The sequence below is a fragment of the Kitasatospora sp. NPDC059327 genome, assembly GCF_042752535.1.
Taxonomy (GTDB): domain Bacteria; phylum Actinomycetota; class Actinomycetes; order Streptomycetales; family Streptomycetaceae; genus Kitasatospora.
The window spans coordinates 18427-39472 of record NZ_JBHYYB010000004.1 but is presented as its reverse complement, the minus strand read 5'-3'; the positions used below and the strand labels follow the sequence as shown (position 1 = coordinate 39472).

Below are 21046 nucleotides of genomic sequence, written 5' to 3'. Positions count from 1 at the left end.
GAGCCGGGCGCGGACCGTCCGGCCGCGTCCGGGCCCTGCGGCGGTCGACCGGATCCCGGTCGACCGCGGGGGACCCTTCGGTGCTCTGCCGCCGACCACACACGACGGTTCGCGAGGAAGGAACTCCCCATGCCATCCCTGACCGGTCCGCTGCCGGCCCGCGCCGCGCGTCCGGGCCCGGGCCCCGACCCGACGATCACCTGCCACGAACTGGCCGCAGTCGTCTCCCTGGCCCTCGCCCGAGGAGCCCGGAGCATCGCCGTCGGCTCCGGCCGCACACCGGCCGCGCTGGCCGGAGCCGAAGCGCTCGCCCGTGCCTGGCAGGCGTGCGGAGGCCAGGTGACCGACACACTCACCTGGCCGGAGAGCGCGGCCTCCTGGCTGCGCCAGGCCCGCCGGTTCGCCGCCGCCCCGGCCGACCTGTGGGTGATGACCGGCCCCGCGACGGGCTGGGCCCAGATGACCCGGCGGCTGCTGCGGTCCACGCCCTGGCGACCCGACCGCACCCTGGCCACCGCCGCCGTCGGCCACCCCGCCACCCTCGCCCTGGTCGGCATCCACCACCTGCACGGCCTGGCCGGAGCCGACGCCAACGGTGCCACCTGGACCGCCACCGACGACGGCACCGGCGCGGCCACCGGCCCCGGGACACCACGATGACGGCGCTGGTCGACCGTGGACCAGAGCGGGGTAGGCGGTCGTCGGCCGGCTCCGTCCACCGGCCCGGCCGATTCCACCTCCTCGCATCTCGCATCTCACGTTCCACCCCTCCCGCACGTCTGCACCAAGGACAGGACCGCAGACGCGGAGAGGCGATCAGCACGATGAACATCCGACACGACGTCGTGAACAGCCCGGTGGGCCGGCTCCTGCTCGTCGCCGGCGACGACGCCCTCGCAGGGCCGTACTTCCAGGGGCTACCGGTACACGCCCACGCCCGCGGCGTGCGGCCGGCGCGTCGAGACGGCCGCGGACCCGGTCCTGGCGCAGGCGCGGACCGAGCTCGACGAGTACTTCGCCGGGCACCGCACGGTGTTCGACGTCCCGGTGAGGACCGACGGAGACGGCTTCCAGGAACGGGTCTGGGCACGGCTGCGCCAGATCCCGTACGGCGAGCGGATCATGCGGCCGGCGCCGCGAAGAGGGGTCGCAGACGGGGACGAACTGGAGGATCCGGGCCGCTCGCAGACGCGCCAGGCCCTCGGCCGCTCCCGGGAGGACTGACTACCAAGGTTCACCTCGCCGTCGACGGCCGGTGCCTGCCCCTGTCGATCGTGCTCACTCCGGGCAACGTCAACGACGCCACCCCACCGTCTTCGGCGAGGTCCTCGAACGGTGCTTCGCCCGACTCAAGCAGTTCCGCGCAATCGCCACCCGCTTCGACAGGCTCGCCGACCGCTACCGCGCCGGACTCGTCCTGGCCTCACTCATCCTCTGGCTCCGGGAGCCCGCGTGATCAACGAGTGACGTGGGGGGACTACTCCTCGAACCAGACGACCAGTCGGACGTTCTGGTCGCCGTGAACGTCGGCGAGGGTGTGCATGACGGTCCACACCGGCCGCCACGGACCGTTGGTGGGGACGGCGTCGCGGCGCCGGGCGCGTTCTGCGCGGAAGACTGTGGTGCCGGTGTCCCATGCAGTGCCCTCGGCCCACAGTTCACCGATGCGGTTGGGGTCGACGGTTAGGGTGTCGACGCCGCTTGCCCTCGCGAAGCCTCGACTCCAGTCCTCTCGACGTACCAGTTCCAGTGTGCCGTCCGAAAGTCGCCGGTACCGGGCGATGCCGGTTGCCCGGGGGATCGCCGGCTCGTCCCAGTCGATGGCGAGGATCTCGTTCCAGCCCAGCCAGGTAGCGCCGAACGCGGTCTCACCCCATGACGCATGCTCGGCACGGGCGCCCTCCGATACGTCAGCGGGCAAGCCCCGGTCAGCAGCGACCGGCCGCCAGTGATCACTGATATCCCGAACGCCGAAGAGGCAGGCGAACGCACTGTAGTCCCGAGTCATCCCGAGCATGGACAGCTTGATCGCCGGGTACCACGCCGTCTCTCCAACGCCGAGGCCAGCGCCCCAGGTACGGCACTCCACGAATCCTCGAATAGTCGTTCCCACGACCCAATCGTGCCATGCCTCACGACCCGCAGGCAGAGTGATCATTTGTCAGACACGCCCTGGCGGCGCCCCGCCACGGCGGCAGGCCCGGCAGCGCGGTTGTCCGCCGGCACCGCCTCGCCGACGGCACCGACCGCCTGGTGACCTCGCGCGGCGTCGACACCCCGGACCCGCTGGGAAGGAGGACCGCGACGACGACCCGGCCGAAGTCCGGCCGGAACCGGACGAACTGCGGCGGGCCTTCGAGAAGCACCGGCAGGGCTGGATAGCACGCGCCGCACTCGGCAAAGGCACACAACAGCACCTCCAGAGCACCGTCAACCGCATCTGCACCCATGGGGAACCGGGCAGGAGCCACGGGAACCCCTGGCCCGCCGCACCGCACGAGGCGGCGATGCCCCCGCCGGAGCCCTGCACGCCGCGATCCACGAGGACAAGACGGCCACCCCGGAACCGGTCAACGACATCCGGACCCGACGGGCGACCCACGCGCGGTCCCGGTACTCGGCCCCTGCCCGGAGCCGACGCCCCGACTGATGCGAGATCTACGCAATAGCAAGTACTTGGCAATAAGGTGCCGGTGGATGCCGCCCCCTCGGCATCCGGAGCGGAGGAGTTCCCGTGGAGAGCCCACCACCACGTGCCGGGGCCGTGGCCGCGCGCCCGGAGCAGGCCGAGCGCGGACGCCTCCTTCGTGACGAAGGAGCCGATCTGGTGGTGTGTCACGTCTGCGGACGGGCGTTCCGCTCCCTGGGCTCGCACGTCAGGGCGCACGGCATGACGGCGGCCGGGTACCGGGACGAGTTCGGGCTGCTGCGCACCCGCGCGCTCGGTGCTCGTGCCCTGAGTAGGAGCAGGTCGGCCGCGCAGAGCGCGACGTACGCGGCGTCGGAGCGCCTGCGGGCGCAGTTCGCCCCGGGCCGGGCGATGGCCCGGGAGGGGCGGCTCACGGAGGAGGCGCGGCGCTCCCTCGGCCGGTACGGCGCGTCGGAGGAGCTGCTGCGCGAGCGGCGCGCACGCCTGGACGAGGGACGCCGTACCCAGGAGGCGGCCGCGGCCGCGCGGTTGGGGGAGCGTGTCCGGGCGCTGGGCTACGACGACGTGGCAGCGGCGGTGCGGGCGCTGTACCTGGACGGCGACCAGAGCCTGGAAGCCACCGCCCGCCGGCTGGGCGTCGGGAGAGCCCGGATGCGCCGACTCATGGACACCGCCGGGATCGCGGTCCGCGGGGCCGGCGCGAACTCGGCTGCCGGCCGCCGGTCCCGGGTCGCGCTCAATGACCTGGCCGCGGCGGAACGGGTCGGTGCCCAGGACATCACCCTCTGGCTGAAGGCCTGTCGCGCCGCCGGGGCGACAGTGGCGGAGCTGGCGGCGAGCACCGGCCGCAGCGGCCCGTGGGTGACGGCACGACTGCGCCGGTGAACCCGCCCGGGGCGTCCCGCCTGGGACGCCTCACCCGGGACGCCCCCGTCCGGGACGCCCCCGCCCGGGCGGGCCGGGGTTCCTGGGGCCGCCTGCCGGCGGGGTGCCCGAGGCGTCGGCGGCCGCCGGCAGTGCCGCTCCCACCGTCCGGCCGGTTCGGCCGGTGCGCCGAGCGGTTCAGGCGGGGAGGCCGGTGAGCCATTCCGTCAGCAGGCGGTTGACCTCGGCGGGGCGTTCCTGCTGGATCCAGTGGCCACAGCCTTCCAGACCGGCCCGTCGTCACGGCGGCCGGTCGGTCCGACACCGCGTGGGATCGACCGGCCGTTCCGCCGTACGGCCACCGCCGGTACGGGTCCGCGCCGTTCAGCCGAGGAAGTCGACCCGGTCGATCAGACCGTCCCGCACGCGGTAGGCCACCAGGACGCGGACCGGCTCGTCGGCCAGGCCGTGGGCGATCTCCCGGTCGACCACCCAGTCGCCCTCGGTCAGCCGCCCCACGATCTCCGCCCGGCACCGGCCTTCGGCGAACTGCCCGGCGTACCTCTCCCGCAGGGCCGTCCTGCCACGCAGGAGGCCGCCGTCGGCCCTTTGGACCCTGACGTCCTCCGCGTAGGTGGCGACGAAGGCGTCGATGTCGTGGCTGTTGTAGGCGGCGAGCTGCCGCTCGACCACGTCGCGCGGTTCGGTCATGGTTCGGCGTTCCCTCTTCGGTGGGCGGTTCAGGCCGCGAGGCGGCGGGCGGCGAGTTCGGCGTAGAGCGCGGCCCCGTCGGGGAGCACCGCTTCGTCGAACTCGGCGTGGGGCGAGTGGTTGGACGGCAGGCCGTCGGGGTCGCTCCCCTTCGGGGCGGCGCCGAGCCAGGCGAACGAGCCCGGCACCGCCTCCAGTATCCGGGAGAAGTCCTCCGACCCGGGGATCGGGTTCGGCAGCGTCCGGAAGCGCTCCTCGCCGAAGACGTCCCGGACGGTGTCCGCCAGGAAGTCGGTCTCGGGCCCGTCGGTCACGGTCACCGGGTACTCGGGGAGGTACTCGATCTCCGCCCGCAGGCCGTGGGCGGCCGCGATGGCCCTGACCAGTTCGACCGAGACGTCGGCGACCCTGGACCGCGCCTCGGCGGAGAAGGTGCGCACGGTCGCCTCGAAGCGGGCGGTGTCGGGGATGATGTTGCGCCGGGTGCCGGCCTGGAGGATCCCGACGGTGATCACCACCGGATCGAACACGTCGAAGCGGCGGGTCACCATGGTCTGCAGGGCGGTGACCATCTCGCAGGCCGCCGGCACGGGGTCCTTGGCCCGGTGCGGCACCGCGCCGTGGCCGCCGGCACCGTGGAGGGTGACGTGCAGCGCGGCGGACGCGGCGAGGATCGGTCCGCGCCGGGAGCTGAACTCCCGGTGCGGCATGGTCGACGACACGTGCAGGGCGTACGCGGCGACCGGGCGCCGGCCCGCCGCGTCCAGCACCCCCTCGGCGAGCATGGCGCCGGCGCCGTCCCACCCCTCCTCGCCGGGCTGGAACATGAAGACCACGTCGCCGTGGAGCTCCTCCCGCCGTGCGGCCAGCAGGTGCGCGGCGCCCGCGAGCATGGTGGTGTGCAGGTCGTGGCCGCAGGCGTGCATCGTGCCGTTGGCGGCCGCGAACGGCACCGGGGCCTTCTCCACCACCGGCAGGCCGTCCATGTCGCCGCGCAGCAGCACGGCCGGTCCCGGCCGGCCGCCGCGCAGCACCGCGGTGACCGAACTCAGGCCGGTGCCCAGGCTCACCTCCAGCGGCAGCCCGTCCAGGGCCCGCAGCACCCGCTCCTGGGTGCGCGGGAGATCGAGGCCCAGCTCGGGGAAGCGGTGCAGGTCCCGGCGGAGCCGGACCAGATCCGGGGCCAGTGCGAGAGCATCGTCATGCAGGGACACAGGTACCTCCATCGGACCCGCGTGCGGCGGGATTTGTGCGGAGCGGTCTCGTTCCGAGATTCTGGGTCTCGCGGCGGGAATCCCCCGCGATTTCGCAGGATCACGCCAGGAAGAGGCCCTCCCGTGCACGAATCGACCGGATCCCGACGGTGACCGGCACGGAGGTGACGGTCGACGAGCTGGACCTCGCCCTGGTGAACGCGCTGCAGCTACGGCCCCGGGCACCCTGGTCGCTGCTCGGCCAGACCGTCGGGATCAGCCCGGTCACCGCGGCCCGCCGCTGGCGCAGGCTCTCGGAGGCCGGGATCGCCTGGGTGACCGGCTACGGTCTGCCGCACCCCGAGGACCGCGGCTGCGTCGTCCACCTCGACCTCGACTGCGCCCCCGACCGGATCGGGCGGATCGCCGACGAACTGGCCGAGGACGCCCACGTGATGAGCATCGAGCACTTCTCCCAGGGCTGCGACCTCGCCGTCACTGCGGCTTTCACCGACCTCACGGCGCTCTCCCGCTACACCACCGAACGGCTCGGCCGGCTCCTCGGGGTCGACGCCGTCCGCGTCCACCTGACGACCGGCTACTACGCCGAGGGGATCCGCTGGCGACTGGACTCGTTGGACCCGGCCCAACGCGTGGAGCTGCACGACGACCACCCGGCGGGCAACGGACCGCCGTTCGCCGTGCGAGCCGAAGTCCGGGAGGAGGACCGGGAGTTGCTCATCAGGCTCGGCGTCGACGGCCGCCTCGGCGGGGCCGGGCTGGCCGCCGCCACCGGGCTGAGCCCGTCCACGCTGCGCCGCCGCCTCGACCGGCTGGCCGGCTCCGACGCGATCCGCTTCCGCTGCGAGATCGCGGCTCGCGACGCAGGTCGGCCGGTCCTGGCGACCTTCCGGGCCGACCTTCCCCCGGACCGGCTCGACGAGGTCGGCCCCCAACTCGCCAGGCTGCCCGAGGTCCGGTTGTGCGTGTCCGTCACGGGCGCGCACAACCTCGTCCTCTCCGTCTGGCAGCGCTCCCTCGCCGACGTCCAGCGGCTGGAGGCCTCGCTCGTCCGCAGGTTTCCCGACCTGCGGGTGGTCGAGCGCCGCGTGGCGCTTCGCACGGTGAAGCGGATGGGGCGGATCCTCGGCGCGGACGGGCGCGCCGTCCGCGCCGTTGCGATGGACATCTGGCGGGACCCGGTCCCGGCTTCCTGACGGCCGCGCGAGCCGTTCGGGCTCGCGGAGCGGCCGGCGGGCGGACGGGAAGCGCCCGGCGCGGGTCGGTTTCCGGTCCCTCCCCGCAGGCCGTCCGGACACCGGACACCGGACACCGGGCACCGGGCACTCGGTCCATGACCGGCCGGGGCAGCCGAGCCCACAGGCGGACCGACCTTCCCGTAGCCTCGTGGCGACCTCGCACAGCGTCGACCCGCCGCTGTTCCAGCGGAATGCCGTTCACCGACGAGGACGGCGTGCCGGTCGTGACGGCCCGCTCGTGGCGGGGAGCGACGGACGAGCGGTGGCATCACGGGACGATCGACTTCCCCGAGGGTGCTGTCGATCCTGACGGGGCGACGGGCCTGTTCGGCCTCCGGGTCGACCGTTCTCCGGAAGCGTTCCAGCGTTTCGCCGAGGACTACTACGAGGTCTCCATCGACCTGGGGGCGGTGAGTCAGGTTCATGCCCCTGGGGCCGCTGAGCCAGGAACTCGTATCGTCGCTGAACCCTGAGGTCGGCTTGGCGGGCCTGGTCCAGGACATCTCCGCGATCGGCTGTCCGCGGCCGGACCAGGCGTCGGCCTGAACGCTGTCGATGACGCCGAGGGTCAATACACCCAGGGAGCGAAGCGGCGCTCCGGGGAGGCCGATGTCGGCCGACCACAAGGCAGTTGAGTTACCGGTCGGCAGGGCGAGCTGGCGGCTCGACCGCCTGGCGGATCCACCGCCGCGTCACGGGTCGCCCGAGTGGAGGCTTCGAGGCCCCGGCGGGCAGGAGCCTCGCGGCTCATTCATGTCGATGGGGCCGGTGACGACGGGATGACCGTTCCGGGGCTGCGGAGCGGGCCCGGAACGGCATGGCGCGTGCGTGACGGGCCTGTTGGCCGGGGTGGTTCACGGGGTGCTGGGTGCGACCTCGATGGGTGCGCGCTCCCGGGCCTCCTCCAGTAGCCGTTCGATGTGTGCGGTGCGGGCCAGTTCGGGGCAGAGCCGGTGGGCGCGGTCGAGGGCGTCCCGGGCCTGGTCGAACTGTCCGGCGTGGGTGAGTGCGGCGGCGAGTGCGCAAGCCGCGTCGGCCCGCCAGAGGCGTTCGGGGTGCCTGTTCTGCTGGCGTGTGGCGGTGGCGACGGCGTCGTCGGTCCGCCCCTCGAAGCGGGCGAGGTCGGCGCGGGCGGGGACCAGGAGATCCACCTTGGCCTTGGGGGCGTCGATCTCCTCCAGCGCGGAGACCAGACGGGGCAGGTGACTCTCGCGGGGGAGTGTTCCCGCGTCCGCCGCGCCGGCGATCGCGCTGCTGATCAGCAGGATCTCGCTGTAGTGGCCGTCGGAGGAGCCCTGTGCGGCGGCCGCGCGGCCGCACCGCTCCGCCTCGGCGTAACGGCCCTCGGCGAGGGCGAGCAGTCCGCGGTCCATGGTCGGCCGGTCCTGCTCGGTCAGTTCCGGGACGGCGGCGCGCAGGTCCGCGAGGCGGCCCAGGAGGACGGCGGTCGTGGCCTGGACGCTGGCGGGGGAGCCGAGTGGGAGCGACGACGGCTTGAAGGGGACGACGAGCAGGATTCGGCCGGTGCCCAGGGGGCCGCGCAGGGTCGAGGCCACTCGCACGAGTGTCGCGCCGATCGCCGCCGCACCCACGGGCCAGGCGCTCGTACCCAGCAGCCAGGCACCGCCCGTGAGTTGGAGGGCGACCGACAGGGCGGTGCCGAGCCACACGCGCAACCGGGCCAGCGGGGCCCGGCCTAGGAACCACGCGACGTACAGCGGTCCCGGGATCGCCCTCAACTGGACGAGGGCCTCTCCGATCACGAGTTCGGCCAGGATCCGGCCGCGGCCGAGGCTGACGTAGGCGATCTTCTTGCTCTGCAGGCGGGCGGTGGCCAGGACCCATGCCTGGGTGGCCAGGGCGGACAGCAGCAGGCCCGCCAGGGCGAGGAGCTGGACCCGCAGGACGGCGGGCCTGTCGTCGGCGAACAGGGCGGTCACCGACAGGGCGGCGAGCGCGGACCAGAGAACGTTCTTCACGGCGACAGCCTCCGGCAAGCGGCGGCCCTTGTGAAGATCACGTGACCCACCTGTGATTCGGCGCCCGACACTGCCGAGCTGTCGAATCACCTATCCCGGGGGCCTGCGCGGGACGAGCCTGGAGAACGACCACGGACAGGACGCCGCGTCGATCCGTGGGTTGGTCTCCCGCGCGGTGGGGTGCCCTGCGGCGCGTCGTTCTGCGTGCCTTGCGCGGGGTTCGTGACGAGCCCGTTCATCCGGGCCGCCTTCCGTGGCCGCTGTCGCCCGGCGTCTACGTCGGTGGGGCGGTCGCGTACCTGAACTGCTCGGTGAGGTAGGCCGCTGCGGCGGCCGGCAGCGGGGGCAGCGGCGCGGCGGACGGGTGCCAGGCAGCCTCGTACTCCCAGCACGCCCAGCCGCCGGGTGGCAACAGGCGCAGTGCGGCGGGGACGGGTAGGACGCCGGTGCCGAGTGGGAGCGGGGTGCGGTCGTCCGGGCCGGCGAGGTCTTTGACCTGCGGGTGGCTGAGGCGCGGGCCGAGCGCGGCGCGGGTGGCCGCGGGCGACTCCCCGGCCAGGACGGTGTGCATCAGGTCCCAGAGCGCGCCGAAGGTCGGGTGCGGCAGGGGGTGGAGCAGTCGGGCGACTGCTTGGCCGGTGGGGTGTGAGTCGTGGGTTTCGATCAGGATTCGCACGCCGAGCCGTTCGGCGGTGTCCGCGACCGCGGTCAATCGGCGTACCCGGCGGTCGGCTTCGGTGGCGGGTCCGTCGCCGCCGCGGGGGAAGACCCGGACGGGATCCTCACGGCCGTGCCCACGTCCGCCAACGCCGCGACCGGCGACTTCCTCTACAAGGTCGGCGTCGTTCCCGAGATCCTGGCCGGAACGGCCGATCCGCAGACCCGCGAGTGCGCCAACCTGCTCGGCGCCACCGCACTCATCCCGGCCTCGCACCCGGGAACCTCACCGCCGCGAGGGCCACCGTCTTCCCCGACTCCGGCTCCGATTTCGGCCGCGGGCGGCGATGTCCGCTACGTCATGAACCCGGGCAGGAAGGTCGGCAACCACCTGAGGCTCCGCTCGGTCGTCTTCTCGTCGACCACGACCCGGGTCAGCGACGCGGGAGTCCAGGCCTGCCGAGAGCCCGTCCGCTCGCCCGCCTCGACCCGCGGCGTCTCGATCGTCCTCGGCCGGCCGGCCGTGCCCGGCGAGGACCCCCGCGTTCCCGCCCGGTGAGTGCCCACGTGAACGGGCCGGGGCGCGGGCCGGTGACAGGTCGTCCGGCCGGTACGGCGATCCCCTGGATGCCCTGTGGGCGGCCGACGGACGGGCGACCGACCCCGTGGGCCTGTTGTTCCGGCCCACGGGCGGCGGCAGCGGATTGTTCGTCATCGTGGAATTCCTGGAACCGCTGAAGTCGATGGGCCGTCATTAGCCCGGGAGACGTGGAGGAACGGATTCCTTCGTGGCTCACTTCACCGGTTCATAGGTGTTCGAGATCGTGGAATTCCGGGTTCCGCGAGTCTCTGGGTTCGCGCTGCGCGCCGGAGACATGACCTGCGTGGATGGTACGGACCATTCGTGCCTGGGTGCCGCCTCACGGTCCGCCTGGAGAGACTTCTCGGGCAGCCGGTAGGACGTATCGGGATCTCTGACGGTTTGTCTCGTGATCTTGGCTACGAAACCCGTCAGTAGCCTTCATTCAGGCGGCACGGGTTGGATATATCTGCCGGAATTCTTCGGTGTCTGCCCGATGGGGTTCTCTGGTGTTCGCGGTTCGTCGTTGTCTCGCCATCACGCTGGCCATGGTCATGGCCGTCCTCGGTACCGCTGATGGAGCGTCCGCCCTGGAGACCGTCGCCCGCCAGGCGGCCACGGCGGCGCCCGCCGATCCCGGCCCGCTGCCCAAGCAGGGGCAGGGCAGCGCGGACGGGCAGGGCCACGACGCCACGTCGGGCGCGACCAGTGCCCAGGCGCAGGGCGGGCGCTCCGGTGCCGTGCCGGCGCCCGGTGAGCTGCCGGAGGACAAGACAGCCACCACCGCGCCGGCCCCGGTCGTCACAGCCCAGCCCGCCGCACTGCCGAAGACGGATGCCAAGGTCGTCGACGCCCCACCGCGTCCCGCCGGGGCGAAGGTGACGGACCCCGCGAAGAGCTTCGACCCGGCGAAGAGCAAGGAACTGCCGAAGCAGCGTACTGAGAACGCCCGGACCTTCCAGAACACGGACGGCACGTTCACCACCCGCACCTACGCGCAGGCGGTGAACTTCCGCCGCGCGGACGGGACCTGGGCCGCGATCGAGACCACGCTGATCCCCACCGGGAAGACGGGCGCCGGCCGCGCCGCCCCCGTCCAGACCGGTTGGACCACCACCGCCGGCGAACGCGAACTCACCCTCGCCCAGAACGCGAACGCCGACCCCCTGGTCCGCCTGCAACTCGCCGACGGCATCTCGGTCGGCTACACCCTCGACGGCGCGAGCCCCGCCCAGGGCACCGCGCAGGGCTCCACCATCACCTACCCGGACGCCCGCCCCCACGCGGACGTCTCCTTCGTCGCGGGCAGCACCTCCTTCAAGGAGACCCTGGTCCTCAAGGACCCCACCGCCCCCACCGAATGGCTGTTCCCGCTGCGCCTGCAGGGCGTCACCGCCTCGCTGGAGGCCGACGGCACGGTCGTGTTCAAGGACACGGCGGGCGCGGTGCGCGGCCGGATGCCGGCGGGCTGGATGATGGACTCGGCGTTCGCCCCCAACACCGAGGAGGGCGCCTTCTCGGGCGGTGTGCGCTACGAGCTCGTGGCGACCGCCGGCGGCCAGGCGCTGAAGGTGACGCTGGACCAGGCGTGGCTCGCCGCGCCGGAGCGCGTCTACCCGGTCAAGGTGGACCCGTCGTTCTCCTCCGCCAAGGCCGTCGACGGCACCTACGTCCAGTCCCCGTACAACCAGGACTTCTCCGCCGACACCGTCCTGAAGGTCGGCACCTACGACGGTGGCGGGCACCAGGCCGCCTCGTTCATCCGCTTCAACGGCATCGAGAACGCCCTGCGCAACGCCACCGTGCTCGGCGCGCGGCTGTCGCTGTACAACGGCTGGTCGAACAGCTGCACCCCGAGCCAGGTGAGCATCCACCCGGTCACCTCCGACTGGTCGGAGGGCTCGCTGAAGAAGATGCCCGGCCCCGACACCGGGCCGGCACTGGCCGCGCCGTCGTTCGCGCACGGCTGGCGGCCCAACGCGAGCAGCGCCTGGGCCTGCCCGGAGGCCTTCGAGTCGATCGACCTCGGTGCTGACGGCCGTACCCTCGTCAACGCCTGGACACACGGCTGGTCCCCGAACTACGGCCTGGCGCTCAAGGCCGACCTGCGGGACTCCCGGGGGTGGAAGCAGTTCGGCAGTGACGACATGCCCAACGGCCAGCCCAGCCTGGACGTCACCTGGTCCAAGTACGGCGCGGACTACGAGAACTGGGGCCTGGTCCAGCCGGTGACCGCCACCCAGGAGGGCATCGTCAAACTGCGCGTCTGGAACCGCGGCATGGACACCTGGACGCCCACCAACAACTACAAGATGTCGTACATGCTCTACGACCAGTGGGGCAACCACATCACCGACTACGGGACCAACATCGCCTGGACGTCGATGCCCTACGACGTGCCGCCGGGCGGCGCCGCCGTCGTCGACGCGCACATCCGGGCCCTGCCGCAAGGCGCGTACTACGTCGCGTTCACCATGGACGACTACCAGACCAGCAACTTCTGGAACGACGCCTACGTCCAGCCGGTCACCATCCAGATCTCCTCCGTCAACGTCCCACCGCACCTGACCCGCTACGCGCCGCCCTCGGGCGCGGTCGCCTACCAGGTGCAGCCCACCCTCACCGCCGAGGGCCAGGACCCGGACCGCGCTCCGAACCCCGGGCTCGACTACAAGTTCGCGCTCTGCCGGGTGACCGGCGACAACCCCCGGGGAGTGGACTGCCGCGAGAGCGGCTGGCTGTCCCGCCAGTCCCGCTTCGCCGTCCCCGCGGGCTGGCTGAGCTGGAACGAGCAGTACGCCTGGTACGCCAAGACCGGCGACGGAGCGGCCGAGAGCGACTGGTCACAGCCCTCGTACATCCGCACCGTCCTCCCGCAGCCCGGCCAGTACACCACCGGCGCCGACACCGGACGCAGCGTCAGCACCGCGACCGGCAACTACACGACCGCGGCCACCGACGCCTCCCTGCCCACCGTCGGCCCCGAACTGTCGCTCACCCGCTCCTACAACTCCCTCGACCCGCGCACCACCGGCCTCTTCGGCGCCGGCTGGACCACCCCCTGGGACATGCGCGTCGAGGCGGAGTGGGGAGGCTGGCTCGCGTCGACCGGCAACGTGCTGCTCACCGCGTCCAACGGGTCCCGGGCCCGGTTCGGCTGGGACCCGGGCAAGAACGCCTACGTCGCGGGCTCCGGGATCGCGGCGGACCTGCGCAAACTCGACGACGGCAACTGGATGCTGATCGAGCGCGGCGGAACGGTGCGCTACTTCGACCCGGCGGGCAGGCTGGGACAGGTCCGGGACATGGCCGGCCACGTCCAGGAGCTGTTCTACACCGACGCTCGGTTGACCCAGGTGAAGGACACCACGTCCGGCCGCGCCCTGACGTTCGGCTGGACCGGTGGCCACGTCAGCGCGGTGACCGCCTCCGGGCTCACCGCGGCCTGGTCCTACCAGTACGACGGCGATCGGCTGACCAAGGTGTGCCCGCCGGGCGTCTCGACGACGGCGGCCCAGGGCTGCACGGTGTACGAGTACGGCACCGGCTCGCGCTACCGCACCGTCGTGCGCGACTCCGGTCCGTCGGGGTACTGGCGCCTGGGCGAGAGCACCGGCACCACGGTGGCCAACGACGCCCAGGTCAGTGACCGCGCGCCCGGCGGTGCCCAGGACATCGGCTGGGGAGCCCCCGGCGCGCTCGGCACCGGGGGCGACAGCGCCGTGACGTTCAACGGCCGCCCCACCTCGTGGGTCGAGCTGCCGAACCGCGCCGTCAGCTCCTCCGTCAACCGCTCGGTGGAGCTGTGGTTCCGCACCGACAGCGCGGGCGTGATCCTGTCCCTGCAGAACCGCGCGATGGGAGAGGACCCCTACAACGTCGTCCCCGCCCTGTACGTCGGCTCCGACGGCAGGCTGCGCGGGCTGTTCTACGGCGTGCGGGGCGGCCCGGTCACCACGGCCGGCGCGGTCAACGACAACGCCTGGCACCACGTGGTCCTCGCCGGCGCCCGCGACACCACGGCGCTGTTCCTGGACGGCGCCCTGGTGGGCACCGCGAGCGGCGACATCGACCACCTCAACATGGACCGCGCCTACCTCGGCGGCGGCTGGACCGGCACGATGCCCGGCGGCAACGGCGGCTCCTCCTGGTTCAGCGGGCAGATCGACGAGGTCGCGGTCTACGACTTCCCGCTCACCGAGCGGACGGTGGCCGAGCACTACGCCCTGCGCTCCGGCGCCCAGCTCACCAAGACCGTCCTGCCCACCGGCCGCACCAGCGCCCAGGTCACCTACGACCCGGTCAGCGAACGCGCCGCCAAGATCACGGACGCGTCCGGCGGCGACTGGAAGCTCTCCGACCCTTCCTTCACCGGCGGTTCCTTCCTCTACAGCAACGCCGTCAAGACCTCCGACCCGGCCGGCTTCTGGCGGCTCGGCGAGCGCGACGGCGCCCTCGCCGCCAGCGACACCGGGACCGGCCTGTCCGGGACCTACGGTGACGGCGTCACCAAGAACGCTCCCGGCGTGTTCGCTCCCACCGACGACACCGCCGCCCGCTTCGACGGCGGCGCCGGCTCCTACGTCGAGATCCCGCAGGACGTCCTGCACGCCAAGACCGACCTCGCCGTCGAACTCTGGTTCAACACCGACCGCCCCGGCGTGCTGCTGGGCGACCAGAGCCAGAAGATCGACGACCCGGCCGGCCCCGGCGGCACCTGGACACCCGTCCTCTACATCGGCGACGACGGGAAACTGCGCGGCCGCTTCTACGGCGGCACGACCAGCGTCCAGTCCGAACACCCTGTCAACGACAGCTCATGGCACCACGCCGTCCTCTCCACCCAGGGCCCGACCCAGACCCTCTACCTCGACGGCAAGCCCGTCGGCGTCCAGAGCGGCACTCTCGACCACCAGCAGAACACCCACACCTACCTCGGCGCCGGCTACGCCCGCATGTGGCCCGCCGCGCCCGGCGACATCAGCCACTTCACCGGCACCATGGACGAGGTCGCCGTCTACCAGCACCCGCTGAGCGAGGCCGATGTCGTCGCCCACTACCGGGCGCGCGGCGCGCAGGTCGCCGGCCAGGGCATCGGCTACCGCGGCTCGGTCGTCACCGACGCGCCGGCCGGCTTCTGGCACCTCGACGAGAGCGGCGCCACCACCGCCGCCAGCGAGGTCGCCGCGCTCAAGGCCAACGGCAGCTACGCCCCGGCCGTCAGGACCGGTACCACCGGGGTGTTCGGCCCCGGCGACGGCCACGCCGCCGAGTTCAACGCCACCAGCGGTTCCTACGTCGACCTGCCCACCCCGGTCCTCCAGTCGAAGACCGACCTCGCCGCCGAACTCTGGTTCCGCACCGGCAGCGCGGGAGTCATCCTGTCCGAGCAGAGCGAACCGATGGGCGCCACGCCGTACAGCACGGTTCCGGTCCTGTACGTCGGCTCCGACGGAAGGCTCCGCGGCCTCTTCTACGGGATCGACGGCGCCCCGATCACCTCCGGCGGCGCGGTCAACGACGGCTCCTGGCACCACGCCGTGATCAGCGCCGGCCAGGGCGCCCAGTCCCTCTACCTCGACGGCGCCCTCGTCGGCACCGCCACCGGCACCGTCAACCACCTGAACATGAACCGCACCTACCTCGGCGGCGGCTGGACCGGCACGATGCCCGGCGGCAACGGAGGCTGGTCCTGGTTCGAAGGCCAGATCGACGAGGTCGCGTTCTACCAGCACCCGCTCAGCCCGGAACGGGTCGCCGCGCACTACCAGGCCCGCTCCCAGACCTCGGCCACCGAACTGGCCTCCAGGGTGACGCTGACCGATCCGGCCGGCAACGCCTCCACCGACATCCACGACGCCACCCACGCAGGCCGCCTGATCTCGCGCACCGACGCGGGAGGCGGGACCACCAGCTACACCTACGACACCGGCGGCTTCGTCCACACCGTCACCGACCCCAACGGACACACCACCGTCAGCGGCCAGGACGAGCGCGGCAACACCCTCTCCCTCACCACCTGCCGCGACGCCGACTCCTGCTGGACCTCGTACACCAGCTACTTCCACAACCAGGACAACCCGCGCGACCCGCGCAACGACAAGCCCACCGAGACCCGCGACGCCCGCTCCGCCGGCCCCACGGACGACACCTACCGCACCACCGTCTCCTACAACGCCCTCGGCCTGCCCGAGACCACCACCCGCCCCGACGGGCGCGCCACCCACGCCTCCTACACCACCGGCGCCGAACCGGCCGTCGGCGGCGGCACCACCCCGCCGGGCCTGCTCGCCACCGAGACCACCGCCGGCGGCGCCGTCACCACCTACACCTACCGCTCCTCCGGCGACGTCGCCGGCGCCGTCCTGCCCAGCGGACTGACGTTCACCTACGCCTACGACACGGCCGGCCGCAAGATCTCGGCGACCGAGACCTCCGACACCCAGCCCGCCGGCGTCACCACCGCCTACGCCTACGACGACCTCGGCCGCCTCACCACCCAGACCGGGCCGAAGGTCACCGACGCGGTCTCCGGCGCCGAGCACCGGACCAGGGTCACCGTCGTCTTCGACGCCGACGGCCGCCCCACCAGCACCACCACCACCGACATCCTCGGCACCGACGGCTCCCGGACCGCCTCCAGCACCTACGACCCGGCCGGCCGGGCCGAGACCGACACCGACGCCGAGGGCGCCGTCACCCGCTACGGCTACGACAGCCTCGGCCGCCGTGCCTCCGTCACCGACGCCCTCGGCCAGGTCACCCGCCACACCTACACCCCGCGCGGCCAGCTCGCCACCACGATCGTCAACGGCTGGAACGGCGACGGCCTGGGCACCCGCGACCTCACCGTCGAATCACGTGCCTACGACCCGGCCGGCCGTCTGGCCTCCGTCACCGACGCGATGGGCGCCACCACCTCCTACACCTACTTCGACGACGGCCTGCCCGCCACCACCACCGCGCGCGACGTCACCCAGGCCGACGGCTCCACCCGTCCCATCGTGCTGGAGGCCGACGAGTACGACGGCGCCGGCCAGCTCACCAAGCGCGTCACCGGCGGCGGCCGCACCACCACGGTGAACACCGTCGACACCGCGGGCCGCGTCACCCAGAGCGTCCTCGACCCGGCCGGCCTCAAGCGCACCATCACCACCGGTTACGACGCCGACGACCGCGTCACCTCCACCACCCTCAAGGTCAGCGACACCGAGAACAGCGTCCAGACCAACACCTACGACCCGGCCGGCCGCCTGACCCGCACCCAGCTCTCCTCCTCCACGGGCGGCCCCACCGCCGTCTCCACCTTCACCTACGACCAGCGCGGCCTCCTCACCGCGAGCACCTCACCCAACGGCAACGCCCCGGGCGCCGACCCCGCCGCCCACACCACCACCCACCAGTACGACATCCTCGGCCGCGCCGTCACCACCACGGCCCCGCAGATCCTGGCCGAGAGCGGGGGAGCGGCCGCCACCACCACCCGTCCCACCGTCACCACCGGCTACAACGCCTTCGGCGAGGCCGTCACCACCAAGGACCCGCTCGGCCGCGTCACCCGGACCACCGTCGACAAGCTCGGCCGCACCACCTCGGCCACCCTGCCCGACTACACCCCGCCCGGCACCACCACACCGCTCACCGCCACCAGCCGCGTCGAGTACGACAAGCTCTCGCGCGTGGCGGCCGCCAGCGACCCGGCCGGCCGGCGCACCACCTACTCCTACGATCGTCTCGGCCACCAGAGCCGGCTCGTCGAACCCAACTCCCTCGGCGGCCTCCAGCCCCCCGTCGACGACAACCCGCCCACCTGGACCACCACCTGGACCCCCACCGGCCTCCCGCTCTCCGCCACCGACCCGGTCGGCGCCCGCACCGAGGCCACCTACGACCAGCTCGGCCGCGCCCTCACCGCCACCACCGTCGAACGCGAACCCACCCCGCAGAACCTCACCACCAAGTTCACCTGGGACGACGCCGGCAACCAGACCGCCCTCACCACCCCGGCCGGCAGCACCAGCACGGCCACCTACAACCCCGCCGGCCAGACGGCCACCACCACCGACCCCCTCGGCCGAACCAGCAAGCTTGAATACGACACCGCCGGCCGCCCCACACGCGCCATCGCCCCCCTCGGCGAATCCACCCGCACCCACTACGACGCCCTCGGCAACCCCACCACCACTGACGACCTCGACCCCGCCGGCACCCTCCTGCGCACCACCACGACCGGGTTCGACTTCGAAGGCCGGGTGGTCTCCTCGACCAGTCCGGCCACCGGCGCCGTCACCAGCACCGCCTACGACGCGCTCGGCCGCGCGGTCCGGCTCACCGAGCCGGTCGCCGCCGGCCAGAACATCACCACCACGTTCGGCTACGACGCGGCCGGCAACCGGACCCGCCTGACCGACGGCAAGGGCAACACCACCGTTTACACCTTCAACCCGTGGGGCCTGCCCGAGTCGACGATCGAGCCCGTCACCGCCGCGCAGCCGGCAGCGGCCGACCGTACCTGGACCACCGCCTACGATGTCGCCGCCCAGGCCGTGAAGCGGACCGAACCCGGGGGCGTGGTGCGCACCAGCGCCTACGATCCTGCGGGCCGTCTGGTCCGTGAGGGCGGTACCGGTGCCGAGGCGTCCACCAGCGACCGTGAACTGGCCTACGACAAGGCCGGACACCTCGTCCGGCACAACTCCGCCTCCCTCACCGGCCAGAACTACGCCTACAACGACCGCGGCCTGCTGATCAAGGCCGGCACCGACCTGAACGCCGCCACCCAGACCTGGGAGTACGACGCCGACGGGCGCCTGACCAAGCGCTGGGACAAGGACACCGGCGACACCCTCATGGGCTACCAGGCCGACGGCCAACTGGACTGGGCGTACAACCCCCGGACCGGGACCCAGAACCGGTACGGCTACGACGGCGACGGCCGTCTGGCCAAGCAGTCCTACGTCGCGCCCGATCCGGCCGACGCCACCAAGCTCAAGACCATGTCGCAGCGCCGCCTCGGCTACGACCCGCTCGGCCGCCTCGCCGGCGACCAGCTGCTCGTCGGCGCCGACACCGCCGCCCCGCTCACCGGCACCGCGTACGAGTACGACCTCGACAACCGCCTCACCCGCAAGAGCGTCAGCGGCACCGTCACCGACCCGGTGCGCGACAACCGCTACGGCTACGACCTGGCCGGACGACTCACCTCGTGGACCGCGGACACCACCACGACCGCCTACACCTGGGACGCGGCCGGCAACCGCACCGGCGACGGCACCGCCACCGCCACGTACGACGAACGCAACCGCCTGCTCTCGGACGGCACCAGCACCTACCGCTACACCCCGCGAGGCACCCTTTCCGCCGTCACCACCGGCCTCAAGCAGGACACCCTCGCCAACGACGCCTTCGGCCGCCTGATCACCGAGGGCACCACCACCTACACCTACGACGGACTCGACCGCGTCACCAGCCGAAACGCCGCCAAGTTCACCTATGACGGCGGCTCCAACAACCTGACGGGCGACGGCACCTGGAGCTACGCCCGCGACGCGGCCGGAAGCCTGCTGGGCGCCACCGACGGCACCGCCAACCTGCGGATCCGCACCGACCGGCACACCGACGCCACCGCCACCCTCAACGCCGACGGCACCGCCGTCACCGGCGCCACCACCTACGACCCCTTCGGCAAGCCCGTCACCACCACCGGCACCCGCTCCAGCCTCGGCTACCAGTCCGGCTGGACCGACCCCGACAGCGGCGACGTCAACATGGCCGCCCGCTGGTACCGCCCCGGCACCGGCTCCTTCACCAGCCGCGACTCCTGGCAGCTCGACCCCAGCCCCTCCGTCCAGGCCAACCGCTACACCTACGCCAACGGCGACCCGCTGGGCGGCACCGACCCCTCGGGGCACATGGCGGAGATGGGCCACGAAGGTGCCGGCAACGGTGTGGTGATCGCTCTGGGCGTGACAGCGAGCGTCACCATCGGGGGTTTCGGGAACAACAGCGCCGCTCTCAGTACGGTGGTCAACAACACGGTCAACGGCGCCACCAACACGTGGAACTGGGCCCATGAGCAGTTGAGCTCGTCCAGCGCCGCGGGCAGTGGGAGCGCGACTGCCTCCTACGCGGCCTCCAGTACCTACGTCGACGACATCGCGGTGGAGAAGGCGGCGGCCCGCGCGCGTGCAGCCGCCCGCCCCCGCCCGGTCGGTGTGCCTGTCGACCCCCCTGGCGGCGGCGCTCCCGGACCGGGCCCCGGCGGTGGCGGCGGTGGCGGCGGTGGCGGTGGCGGTGGTGGCTGCGGAGTCTGCAAGGCCCCTCGAGGCCCGCGCCACGTCGAGCCCAAGAAGAAGGAAGACCAGGACGTCAAGCTCCCCTGGAATCCGACCAAGGCAACCGTGGAACGGCCCATTCCCCAGCCTGACTGGGTGTCCCCGAAGCCTGGCGACGTCCTCAAGATCATCTCTGCGATCTACAACGTCATCGACCTTCTGAACCAGCTGACGACCACCCAGAACGCCAGTCCCGACCAAGATGCCGACACACTTCCCGCTCCGGGTGCCAATCCGGACAGCGGAAATGGCGCTACGAACAGCAATCAGAACGACGACTGCACCACCCACCTGAACAAGACCAGGCAGCAGCGTGGACTATCCGGTATTGTCTGCCTCCGCGCTCCCGAAGGGGCGAGTCAAGACCAGATTGATGAACTGAAAGACCATATTGCTGCACTGAATGCGGTGTCGAGCTATTGGTCGGTCAAGGGGAGAGTCTCTCCCAGTAAGGAGATTGTAGACTTTGATCGTTCTGGAAAGCCGATCGCGCTGGCTGACCTTGCCGAGAAATACAAGGAGCTCCACATCAAGGAAGTGGCGGGGGGTCCATATGAATACAACGGAAAGGTCGCTGGTCATCTCCCAGATACTACATGGTCCGGAAAGTTCTCCCCGTACTGCTGGCACCAGCAGGACGGTAATGTAAACTCTCTTGTCGGAGCCTATGCCAACAAATACCTCGAAGGATACCAGCCCACTGAGTTCCTGTATGCTGGCGTCAATAAGACCCCTGCTACATATACAACTGAGCATATTCGAGGAACCGTAGAGGCTGGCGACTACGGAATTTGTAGAATTACTCGATGATGAATTATT

Annotated in this window: 11 protein-coding genes and 3 pseudogenes; 8 read left to right on the top strand and 6 right to left on the bottom strand. The window is 72.0% G+C overall.

The window, feature by feature from the left end; all coding sequences use genetic code 11:
• Nucleotides 1-129: 129 nt before the first annotated feature.
• The 3 genes and pseudogenes from ACFXHB_RS03755 to ACFXHB_RS03745 all read left to right on the top strand — a co-directional run.
• A complete protein-coding gene (locus ACFXHB_RS03755) occupies nucleotides 130-660 on the top strand; it encodes a hypothetical protein (protein WP_380571809.1) in 531 nt (176 codons plus the stop codon).
• Nucleotides 661-954: 294 nt separating this feature from the next.
• Nucleotides 955-1041 (top strand): annotated as a pseudogene (locus ACFXHB_RS03750) (hypothetical protein); the annotation flags it as partial.
• A gap of 68 nt (nucleotides 1042-1109) precedes the next feature.
• Nucleotides 1110-1456: pseudogene (locus tag ACFXHB_RS03745) on the top strand (hypothetical protein); the annotation flags it as partial.
• 21 nt (nucleotides 1457-1477) lie between these two features.
• Here the strand turns inward: ACFXHB_RS03745 and ACFXHB_RS03740 are convergent.
• Nucleotides 1478-2113: a hypothetical protein gene (locus ACFXHB_RS03740; protein ID WP_380571807.1), complete on the bottom strand. Its 636-nt coding sequence runs from the start codon at nucleotides 2111-2113 to the stop codon at nucleotides 1478-1480.
• A gap of 714 nt (nucleotides 2114-2827) precedes the next feature.
• Between ACFXHB_RS03740 and ACFXHB_RS03735 the strand changes: the two genes are divergently transcribed.
• Complete coding sequence (locus tag ACFXHB_RS03735; RefSeq protein WP_380571805.1) at nucleotides 2828-3535, top strand: MucR family transcriptional regulator; 708 nt, start codon at nucleotides 2828-2830, stop codon at nucleotides 3533-3535.
• Between the two features lie 177 nt (nucleotides 3536-3712).
• Here ACFXHB_RS03735 and ACFXHB_RS03730 read toward each other — a convergent pair.
• The 3 genes and pseudogenes from ACFXHB_RS03730 to ACFXHB_RS03720 all read right to left on the bottom strand — a co-directional run.
• A pseudogene (locus tag ACFXHB_RS03730) lies at nucleotides 3713-3802 on the bottom strand (alpha/beta fold hydrolase); the annotation flags it as partial.
• Nucleotides 3803-3898: 96 nt separating this feature from the next.
• Nucleotides 3899-4225: a nuclear transport factor 2 family protein gene (locus ACFXHB_RS03725; protein ID WP_380571803.1), complete on the bottom strand. Its 327-nt coding sequence runs from the start codon at nucleotides 4223-4225 to the stop codon at nucleotides 3899-3901.
• A 29-nt stretch (nucleotides 4226-4254) separates the two neighbouring features.
• Nucleotides 4255-5439, bottom strand: coding sequence for a M20 family metallopeptidase (locus tag ACFXHB_RS03720; RefSeq protein ID WP_380571801.1), 1185 nt, complete (start codon nucleotides 5437-5439; stop codon nucleotides 4255-4257).
• Nucleotides 5440-5588: 149 nt separating this feature from the next.
• Here ACFXHB_RS03720 and ACFXHB_RS03715 point away from each other — a divergent pair, with 149 nt between their 5' ends.
• Both ACFXHB_RS03715 and ACFXHB_RS03710 read left to right on the top strand, forming a co-directional pair.
• A complete protein-coding gene (locus tag ACFXHB_RS03715; protein ID WP_380571799.1) occupies nucleotides 5589-6635 on the top strand; it encodes an Lrp/AsnC family transcriptional regulator in 1047 nt (348 codons plus the stop codon).
• Nucleotides 6636-6868: 233 nt separating this feature from the next.
• On the top strand, nucleotides 6869-7150 hold the full coding sequence (locus ACFXHB_RS03710; protein WP_380571797.1) for a hypothetical protein: 282 nt from the start codon (nucleotides 6869-6871) through the stop codon (nucleotides 7148-7150).
• Between the two features lie 381 nt (nucleotides 7151-7531).
• Here ACFXHB_RS03710 and ACFXHB_RS03705 read toward each other — a convergent pair whose 3' ends face one another.
• On the bottom strand, nucleotides 7532-8656 hold the full coding sequence (locus ACFXHB_RS03705) for a hypothetical protein (protein ID WP_380571795.1): 1125 nt from the start codon (nucleotides 8654-8656) through the stop codon (nucleotides 7532-7534).
• A gap of 274 nt (nucleotides 8657-8930) precedes the next feature.
• Nucleotides 8931-9530 carry a sugar phosphate isomerase/epimerase family protein gene (locus ACFXHB_RS03700; RefSeq protein ID WP_380572039.1) on the bottom strand — a complete coding sequence of 200 codons (600 nt, stop codon included), beginning with the start codon at nucleotides 9528-9530 and terminating at the stop codon, nucleotides 8931-8933.
• Between ACFXHB_RS03700 and ACFXHB_RS03695 the strand changes: the two genes are divergently transcribed.
• Together ACFXHB_RS03695 and ACFXHB_RS03690 are read left to right on the top strand one after the other, a co-directional pair.
• Nucleotides 9447-9872, top strand: a complete 426-nt coding sequence (locus ACFXHB_RS03695; protein ID WP_380572053.1) for a hypothetical protein — start codon at nucleotides 9447-9449, stop codon at nucleotides 9870-9872. The genes ACFXHB_RS03700 and ACFXHB_RS03695 overlap by 84 nt on opposite strands.
• Before the next feature lie 530 nt (nucleotides 9873-10402).
• Nucleotides 10403-21037: a LamG-like jellyroll fold domain-containing protein gene (locus ACFXHB_RS03690; protein WP_380571793.1), complete on the top strand. Its 10635-nt coding sequence runs from the start codon at nucleotides 10403-10405 to the stop codon at nucleotides 21035-21037.
• Nucleotides 21038-21046: the final 9 nt, after the last annotated feature.

What these genes read in the sequence shown, in the direction of transcription:
- ACFXHB_RS03755 (WP_380571809.1), top strand. Translation starts at nt 130, where the DNA reads ATGCCATCCCTGACCGGTCCGCTGCCGGCCCGCGCCGCGCGTCCGGGC.
- ACFXHB_RS03725 (WP_380571803.1), bottom strand. Translation starts at nt 4,225, where the DNA reads ATGACCGAACCGCGCGACGTGGTCGAGCGGCAGCTCGCCGCCTACAAC.
- ACFXHB_RS03710 (WP_380571797.1), top strand. Translation starts at nt 6,869, where the DNA reads ATGCCGTTCACCGACGAGGACGGCGTGCCGGTCGTGACGGCCCGCTCG.